Below are 8,154 nucleotides of genomic sequence, written 5' to 3'. Positions count from 1 at the left end.
TTTGATAATTTTAGATAGTTTGCAGACTACACTTAAATATTATCAAATGGAGGTTTAAAACAGAATACATCGCTAAAGCTATAATCGAACCCCCAGACTATCTGGGGGTTTTAAAATGCACAAAAAAGCCGGATATTTGCTATCCGGCTTTTCTTTTACTATGATTTATTTTTTTGACATCATCATTCTGTAAGCTTTTTAATCGGTTAAATTTTCTTTTTTTCTTTACGTGTTTTTGCAACATACAATAAAGAACCCAATCCTGCAGCTACAAGAATGTATCCAATTTTGGAACTTTGAACTCCGGTTTTTGGTAGCTCATCCGTCTCGTCAATCGTTGTTACTTTTTCCCATTGTGCGTACAAATTCATGTTATCTTCAATTTTGAAGTTTGAATCTACAGCATAATGTGTTCCTTTTCCATCTGCTTGAGTATTCCAACCTACAAATTTGTAACCTGCTTTCTCAAGCGTATTGAACCCGAGAACCGTAACGGTATCATGTTTAAGATATTCCAGTGTATCAATTGGACTTGTACCATTGGTTTCACCATTTCCATAATAGGTAACAGTATATTTTTCAACAACTGGCGTTACATCCCACTGTGCATACAATTTTGTATTTCCAGTGATTGAGAAACTTGATCCAACAGCATAGTGTGTTCCTTTTCCATCTGCTTGAGTATTCCACCCAGCAAAGGTATGACCTATTTTTTCAAGCGTATTTTTATCTAAAATTGTGACTGTGTCATTTTCAAGATATTCCGTTGTATCTGTTGGCGTTAGTCCTGCTGTCTCACCATTTCCATAATAGGTAACAGTATATTTTTCAACAACTGGCGTTACATCCCACTGTGCATACAATTCTGTATTTCCAGTGATATCAAAAGTAGCCCCAACAGCATAGTGTGTTCCTTTTCCATCTGCTTGAGTATTCCACCCAGCAAAGGTATGACCTGTTTTTTCAAGCGTATTTTTATCTAAAATTGTGACTGTGTCATTTTCAACATATTCCGTTGTATCTGTTGGCGTTAGTCCTGCTGTCTCACCATTTCCATAATAGGTAACAGTATATTTTTCAACAACTGGCGTTACATCCCACTGTGCATACAATTTTGTATTTCCAGTGATTGAGAAACTTGATCCAACAGCATAGTGTGTTCCTTTTCCATCTGCTTGAGTATTCCACCCAGCAAAGGTATGACCTATTTTTTCAAGCGTATTTTTATCTAAAATTGTGACTGTGTCATTTTCAAGATATTCCGTTGTATCTGTTGGCGTTAGTCCTGCTGTCTCACCATTTCCATAATAGGTAACAGTATATTTTTCAACAACTGGCGTTACATCCCACTGTGCATACAATTCTGTATTTCCAGTGATATCAAAAGTAGCCCCAACAGCATAGTGTGTTCCTTTTCCATCTGCTTGTGTATTCCATCCAGAAAAGGTATGACCTGTTTTTTCAAGCGTATTTTTATCTAAAATTGTGACTGTGTCATTTTCAACATATTCAGTTATATCTGTTGGTGTTGCTCCTGCAGTCTCACCATTTCCGTGATATGTAACTGTGTACGTTACAGCATCTGGAATCCAAATTGCATAGACACTTTGGTTTGCACTCGTTAGTTCAACTTCTGTTACTGGAGTACTTCGCGTACCGTCTTCAGTAGGTTCTAATGACCATCCACCAAACGTATAACCGTCTCGCTTCAATCCTAAATCCTGATGATTCATCACCGGAACGACTTTATTTAAGTATCCAACTTGGTAATACTCTTCAATGACGCCATCCTCATTTGGTAAATAGAACTCTGTTCCATCATATTCACCAAGCGGGGCTAAATCAAAGGCTCCATGGTTTGAATTATACAAAATTGAAGCAACTTGAATTGAGCCGTGATCTTTATCACGTGGTAAACCACGTTGACCAATGTCTCCAAGGTTTGCTTGTCCTTGATATGTATTATCAGCAATACTTCCTGGTCTAATCATTACAGTCGGAACGACTTCACGATTCACACCTGCACGTACATTGGATTCGTTTTTTGCGACATGTGGTGTTGTAACACCTAGGACTTCAAACAATGAATCATCAATCGTCGAATCATTCTCTAAGTTGATGACGTTTCTCTTTCCTAAATCCACTGTCGTACTGTTACTGATATCCTTGTATTTACTGGATTCGTTTAAATTTCCATTTTCATCATACACACGGTTTCCAGCAAAGATATTGGCATCTAATGTTGTGGATGGTCCAAGAAATGACGTTTGGCTCAAGCCAATGGCACCACCTTGTTGATTAACAGACGATAAGCCATCACCAGATTGGTTTCCAATAAATGTGGATGTTTTAATAATATTATTAGATGTTGATTTAAGTCCGCCACGGAAGTATTGAATGGCACCACCGGAACGGTTTCCTCCACTCTTTCCATGCGCGACATTATCAATAAATGTTGAGTTCGTAATTGATGTTGCTAATTTTCCATTACCACTTGCCTCAAACAGAATCGCACCACCATCATCGTTTGCTTCATTGCCGATGAATGATGATCCATCGATATTTACTTTTCCATCGCCATTATAGACACGAACATAGAGTGCACCACCATCATCTGCGGCGAATGTTGGTGACGTTGGATCACCCTGAGCTATATTTCCTTCAAAAATTGAGTGGTTAATATTTATGACACCGAAGAGATCATTAACGGTGATGGCACCACCGCTTCCACCCAGTAATCCGGTATTTTTTGTTGTGTTGATATTGTTACGGAAAACCGTATTTTCAATCGTCATGACAGAACGGTAATTTTTAGCAGAAATTGCTCCCGCTTCGTAACCATAGCCTGATCCATGATTGTTCTCAATTGTTGAATTGGTAATTGTAAGTGGGGCACGCTCTGCAACTTTAATTGCGGATGCCGAGTTCATGCTTTTATTGTTGTAGATATGCATGTTATCTAACTTGGACGATACACCAAGATAAATAACTGCTGATCCCGCATTGTAAACAGAAGAATTATAAAATTCTAATGATCCATCACTACGACTATCGTCAAATAAGTACCCAGAGCGTGATTGTCCATCAATCTTTAAATTTTTGATTGTAACGGTACTTGGTTGGTTTCCTTGTAACTTGATGTTTCCACCATCCCAAATAACACCATTACCATCAATTACAAATGATACATTGGGAATCGTAACCGTCATAGGTCCTGATACAAAATCAGGTGCAAGTGTAATAACTTGGCCCTCAGTGGCAGTTGCGATGGCTTCCATCAGTTCATCTACGGTTGCGACTGCGTCAAAATTGACCGCTCTCGTTTCTGTTTCAGGAGTTGGTACTTCTTGGCTTACTGAATCTACATCTTTCGGCTTGTCTTCTGACTCTTGTGTCTCGGACACAACATCTGTTTCAACTTCTTGAGATGCGTCTTGATCTAATTCTGTATCACCTTCTGTAACGTCACCAGTTACATTTTCAGATTCATTGTCTTGCTCAGTCTCAGGTAATTCATCACATGATGAACCTTCATCCTCATCCGCACACACTTCACCGGTCGTATCATTGCCGATTTCTGTTTCAGTTATCGGTGTTGATACTCCTTGGTTAGTGTTTGATTCATCTGCATTGATATTTAAGAAAGGCACCGAAATGAGTACCAAGCTTAATACCATAAAAATCTTTAATTTCTTTTTCATAGCACCACCTCTTTATCTATTCCTAAATTAACAAATTAGGTCTCTATTAAGTTGTAAATGATATTAAAACATCGATTAACGTTACCAACAGACGATTTTTCCGGGAGATACTGTATCTTAAATTATTTGTAATAAGAGCACTTTGATGCTTTGAAGCATGAAAAAAGTAGAACAACGTTCTACCTGTTTTTTATTATTAAGGAGCGATCCTCGAATCAATGAAGTTTCTTAATCGCTCAGCAGCCTGTGGATAACCACACCAACTTATTATTTTTTTGTATCAGGGCGGTAATTAAGATAAACCATTCCCAATCCAGATACAATCACCAACACAGCTAAGATACCACCGTGGACTTGACGTTTTGTCGAGCCTATTTGACCATCTTCTCTTGGCGCTTTCGAAACACCTTTTATGACAGGTACTTCTTCAGCGGAAGTCGCTGTGACGACGGCTGTTGCTTCGGTATCCTTTTCATTTGCAAAGACTCGATACGAGCCAAACAATGCTCCAGATACGATCATCATACAGCACAGTGTTCTTAAGAACTTCTTCATGAATTCCTCCAGACATATGTTAAGACATATAGTTGTACGTTATTTCTTAAACATACGCTTATATATTATGCATAAATAAAACACCTTATGCAAGCAAATGTTTTTAAAAAATTGCTAGCTCAAAGTGTTGCGGTATGATTCGATTATTTCTTAAGAGATTGAAGTGTGCGAGCGGCATATTCACTAATTTTTGTTTGGTTTCGATAAAGGCCATAAGCAATTCCAAAACCAAGCAGCGAGCCTACGAGAACATCACTTGGGTAATGAACAAAGACATACAAGCGTGAGAAGGCCATCAATGCTGCCAACCCAAGAAAGATCCACCGTTTCTTATCTTTTATAAAGAGGAAGAATGTTCCTGCCATTGCAAATGCACTTGCAGCATGTCCTGACGGGAACGAAGAACCACGTGGTACTGGAATCAAAATATCAAAGTTCGCTACTTCAAAGGGGCGAACCCGCATCACAATTGGTTTCAAAATCCCGCTCACAAGGATTAATTCAAGGAGTAATGCTAACAATGCGAAGTAACCAATTTTCCGTGTTTTTTTATTAATCATAAGGATAAGGGCGATAGCTATCCACAGCTCTGCATGATCTCCCAAACGTGTGTATATCGCGAAAAACTGATTAAGAAATGGGGTAGCCCATGTTTGGATCCACTGCAGAATTGCCATATCCATTATTGTGTTACCTCAACTTCAATATCATGTGCTGCACGATAACTAATGGCAACCTCTTTACCATTAACATTAACAACAAACGGTCCTTCATACGGATCAATACGAACAAGTTCAAAGGGTTCACCTAAATTAAAGGATATCGTCTCCAAGTACTTGAGCAGTTCTAAATCATCACGAACACGAGAGAATGTACCCGTATCACCCACTTGTAATGAAGCAAGTGGGGTAACACCATCACGATCTAAACCACCATTTCCATAAATGATGCTTCCGTGAGGACAATACTTAGGATTATTGAGGTATTCACTTAATCTTTGCGCAAGATTGTTGGAGGTAACATGTTCTAAGACCTCCGCATCATCATGAACATCGGTCCATGAGTATCCCAATTGTTCTACCAAGAATACTTCCCAAAGTCGGTGCTTACGGACAAGATTCTGCGCTTCACGGGTTCCTTCGTCACTCAATGTCAAACCCAAATCTTTATGTCTAACTACCAGTCCTGATTCTGTCAGTTTTCGAATCATTTCGCTCGTAGATGCGGCAGATACATCTAAAGTAGCTGCTAATTCTTTGTTTGTAAGTTTAATATTTCTTTGATTCATTGCAAATATAATTTTAATATAGTCTTCGCGATTTGGTGTCATTTCTTACCTCTTTTCTTAGGCGTGCCTAATTAATACCATTATATCACTAAATATCAGTGAAAAACAAGATATGGGATCCGTACGCACAGTCTTTTTCACATGGTATAATAGAATTACACTAAGGAGGTTTTTGTATGAAATTTTCCTGGCATGGACACGCCTGTGTCCAACTTCAAACACTCGATGGAACCAAAATTATTATTGATCCTTTTATCAATGGTAATCCTTATTCCGATCTTGATGTCGAATCGGTTGTTACCGATTATATTATTTTGACACATGGTCATGAAGATCATGTTGGTGATGCTTTAGCCATTGCACGGAATAATGAAGCAACGATCATTGCTGTTGTTGAGTTAGCTGACCATCTGGCGTCTATCGACGTTAAAACTCACGGTATGAATATTGGTGGAAGTTTTAACTTTCCGTTTGGAACTGTTAAATTAACACCCGCAATTCATAGCTCATCATATGATGGTCACTATATGGGACTTGCAGCGGGTGTTATTGTCGATGATGTGAGTTCTACCATTTACCATGCAGGAGATACTGCACGCTTTACAGACATGAGTCTTATTGGACCTGTCACAGCAGCTTTTTTGCCAATTGGTGATAATTTTACGATGGGAATACGCGATGCATTACACGCTGCCCAACTAATTCAGTCTGAACTATACATTCCGATTCACTACAATACATTTCCTGTTATTGAACAAAATCCATACGAATTCACAAACATGCTTCACGACAATCGTGGACTTGTTCCTGAAATTGGCGAAATAATTGAATTATAAAGGAGGCTTTTTATGTTACAAGAACGCATCAATCGTGTCATCAATAATCATCAATTAAGTTGCGGACACACCAATCACTATATTTTTATACTTAAAGGGTTCACCCATGTTTTAAAGAAATACTCAATACCGGTAAAAGACCTAGATGTCGTTAAAATCCCCACAAAAACCAATTTTTATATTACATACGAAGATGCGATGACCCTCGGTGACGGCTTTGTCAGTGCACTTATCGAACATGAGTATGATCCTTGGATTGTTGATTTTAATTTCTTCGAAGGGGGATACCTTGCTGATATTGACTCTGTAGATTATACCAATCGAAAACCATTAGGGAACATGTTACTCGTTAATTACCCTGAAATATCATGGGCTCCAGAACGGAAAACAATCCATATTTTCAACACCAATAATCCGTTAATAGGTATTGTGGACGATCCTGATACACCACGAACCAATGAAGACCGATTAAACATATTTCTAGAATTAGAGTAGAATTTTCTACTCTTTTTTCATAAATTCGTTTTATAATAATATATAAAAGTGGAGGATGTCTATGAGACCTGTATATAATTTTTCAGCCGGGCCAGCTATGTTGCCCGAATCAGTATTACTTAAAATCCAAGATGAACTATTAAGTTATCAAGGATCCAACGTTTCAATGTTAGAAGTGAATCATCGTTCGTCAGAATTCTTCGGAATTATCGATCATGCTAAGGCAACATTGAAAGAACTCATGAATATCCCCGATACATACTCAATTGTATTTCTTCAAGGGGGGACAAGTCAGCAATTTGCAATGATTCCCATGAACTTTGCGAAAGGAAGACGCGTTGCTTATGTCGATACAGGTTTTTGGTCAGCAAAAGCGATTGAAGAAGCCCATATTCTCAACGATACACTGGTTGTAGGATCAAGCAAAGAAGATGGTTACAGTTATCTTCCAATGGATCTTAATGTACCCGAAGATTGTGCCTATGTCCACATCACAACAAACGCAACATCAGAAGGTCTCATGTATCGTGATCTCCCTGATACCAATGGTGTCCCATTGATTGGTGATGCGTGCTCTAATATCTTGGGCTTTCCCTATGATATTAATGACTTTGCAATGCTTTACGCGGGAACGCAAAAGAATTTAGGTATGTCAGGACTTACACTTGCAATCATTCGTAATGATATGCTCCACGATGTGGAAGGACTTCCTTATATCTTCGATTACAAAAAGCATATCCAAGAAAATTCAGTCTATAATACCTCTCCAACGTTCGCCATCTATGTCACCGATTTAATGTTGACATGGGTTAAAGAACAGGGTGGTGTCGAAGCACTCTCTCAACAAAACGAGCGAAAAGCTGCAATGCTGTACGAACTTATCGATCGCTCGGGATTCTATTCCAACTGGGTCAAACCTTCGGATCGTTCATCGATGAACGTTGTCTTTACAACAAATGATGAAACATTGGATACGCTGTTTGTGGAAGAAGCAGCACAGGAGGACATGATTAATTTGGGGGCTCATCGTAGTTCTCGAGGTATGCGCGTCAGCATCTATAATGCGATGCCAGTTGAAGCGGTTGAAAAGCTCGTCGACTTTATGAACCGTTTCCAAGAGAAATATCAATAATAGAACGCCTGTGGAACCGTTTAGCGAATCAACTCTTAAAGGATTCACTAAATGGTTCCATAGTTTTTTATGCAAAACTATAAGAAATTAATACGTTTGTGGAGGTCCTCTTTCGTACTTTAACCTTTGAATAGAGCCTCTGTAAAC

7 protein-coding genes are annotated in these 8,154 nt (G+C 38.7%); 3 read left to right on the top strand and 4 right to left on the bottom strand.

Annotated features, from left to right (window positions below; all coding sequences use genetic code 11):
* Positions 1 to 206 precede the first annotated feature (206 nt).
* The 4 genes from GVV19_RS02515 to GVV19_RS02500 form a co-directional block, all read right to left on the bottom strand.
* Positions 207 to 3,701 (bottom strand): InlB B-repeat-containing protein, encoded by a 3,495-nt coding sequence (locus GVV19_RS02515; protein WP_159645259.1) that lies wholly within the window; start codon positions 3,699 to 3,701, stop codon positions 207 to 209.
* Positions 3,702 to 3,968: 267 nt separating this feature from the next.
* The gene (locus GVV19_RS02510; RefSeq protein ID WP_159645256.1) at positions 3,969 to 4,256 is read right to left on the bottom strand and encodes a hypothetical protein; all 288 of its coding nucleotides are present in this window, start codon (positions 4,254 to 4,256) and stop codon (positions 3,969 to 3,971) included.
* 143 nt (positions 4,257 to 4,399) lie between these two features.
* On the bottom strand, positions 4,400 to 4,939 hold the full coding sequence (locus tag GVV19_RS02505; protein ID WP_159645253.1) for a phosphatase PAP2 family protein: 540 nt from the start codon (positions 4,937 to 4,939) through the stop codon (positions 4,400 to 4,402).
* Positions 4,939 to 5,586, bottom strand: coding sequence for a metal-dependent transcriptional regulator (locus GVV19_RS02500; protein WP_159639861.1), 648 nt, complete (start codon positions 5,584 to 5,586; stop codon positions 4,939 to 4,941). The genes GVV19_RS02505 and GVV19_RS02500 overlap by 1 nt, the downstream gene beginning before the upstream one ends.
* A 134-nt stretch (positions 5,587 to 5,720) precedes the next feature.
* Between GVV19_RS02500 and GVV19_RS02495 the strand changes: the two genes are divergently transcribed.
* The 3 genes from GVV19_RS02495 (at position 5,721) to serC (ending at position 8,007) form a co-directional block, all read left to right on the top strand.
* A complete protein-coding gene (locus GVV19_RS02495; RefSeq protein ID WP_159645250.1) occupies positions 5,721 to 6,380 on the top strand; it encodes a metal-dependent hydrolase in 660 nt (219 codons plus the stop codon).
* A gap of 12 nt (positions 6,381 to 6,392) precedes the next feature.
* Positions 6,393 to 6,875 (top strand): hypothetical protein, encoded by a 483-nt coding sequence (locus tag GVV19_RS02490; RefSeq protein ID WP_159645247.1) that lies wholly within the window; start codon positions 6,393 to 6,395, stop codon positions 6,873 to 6,875.
* 61 nt (positions 6,876 to 6,936) lie between these two features.
* Positions 6,937 to 8,007 (top strand): 3-phosphoserine/phosphohydroxythreonine transaminase, encoded by a 1,071-nt coding sequence (gene serC / locus GVV19_RS02485; protein ID WP_159645244.1) that lies wholly within the window; start codon positions 6,937 to 6,939, stop codon positions 8,005 to 8,007.
* The last annotated feature ends 147 nt before the right edge of the window (positions 8,008 to 8,154 follow it).

It is taken from the genome of Erysipelothrix anatis, from assembly GCF_009828745.1.
Lineage (GTDB): Bacteria > Bacillota_I > Bacilli_A > Erysipelotrichales > Erysipelotrichaceae > Erysipelothrix > Erysipelothrix anatis.
The sequence above is the reverse complement of the archived record's forward strand: the minus strand, read 5'-3'. Positions and strand labels throughout refer to the sequence as shown.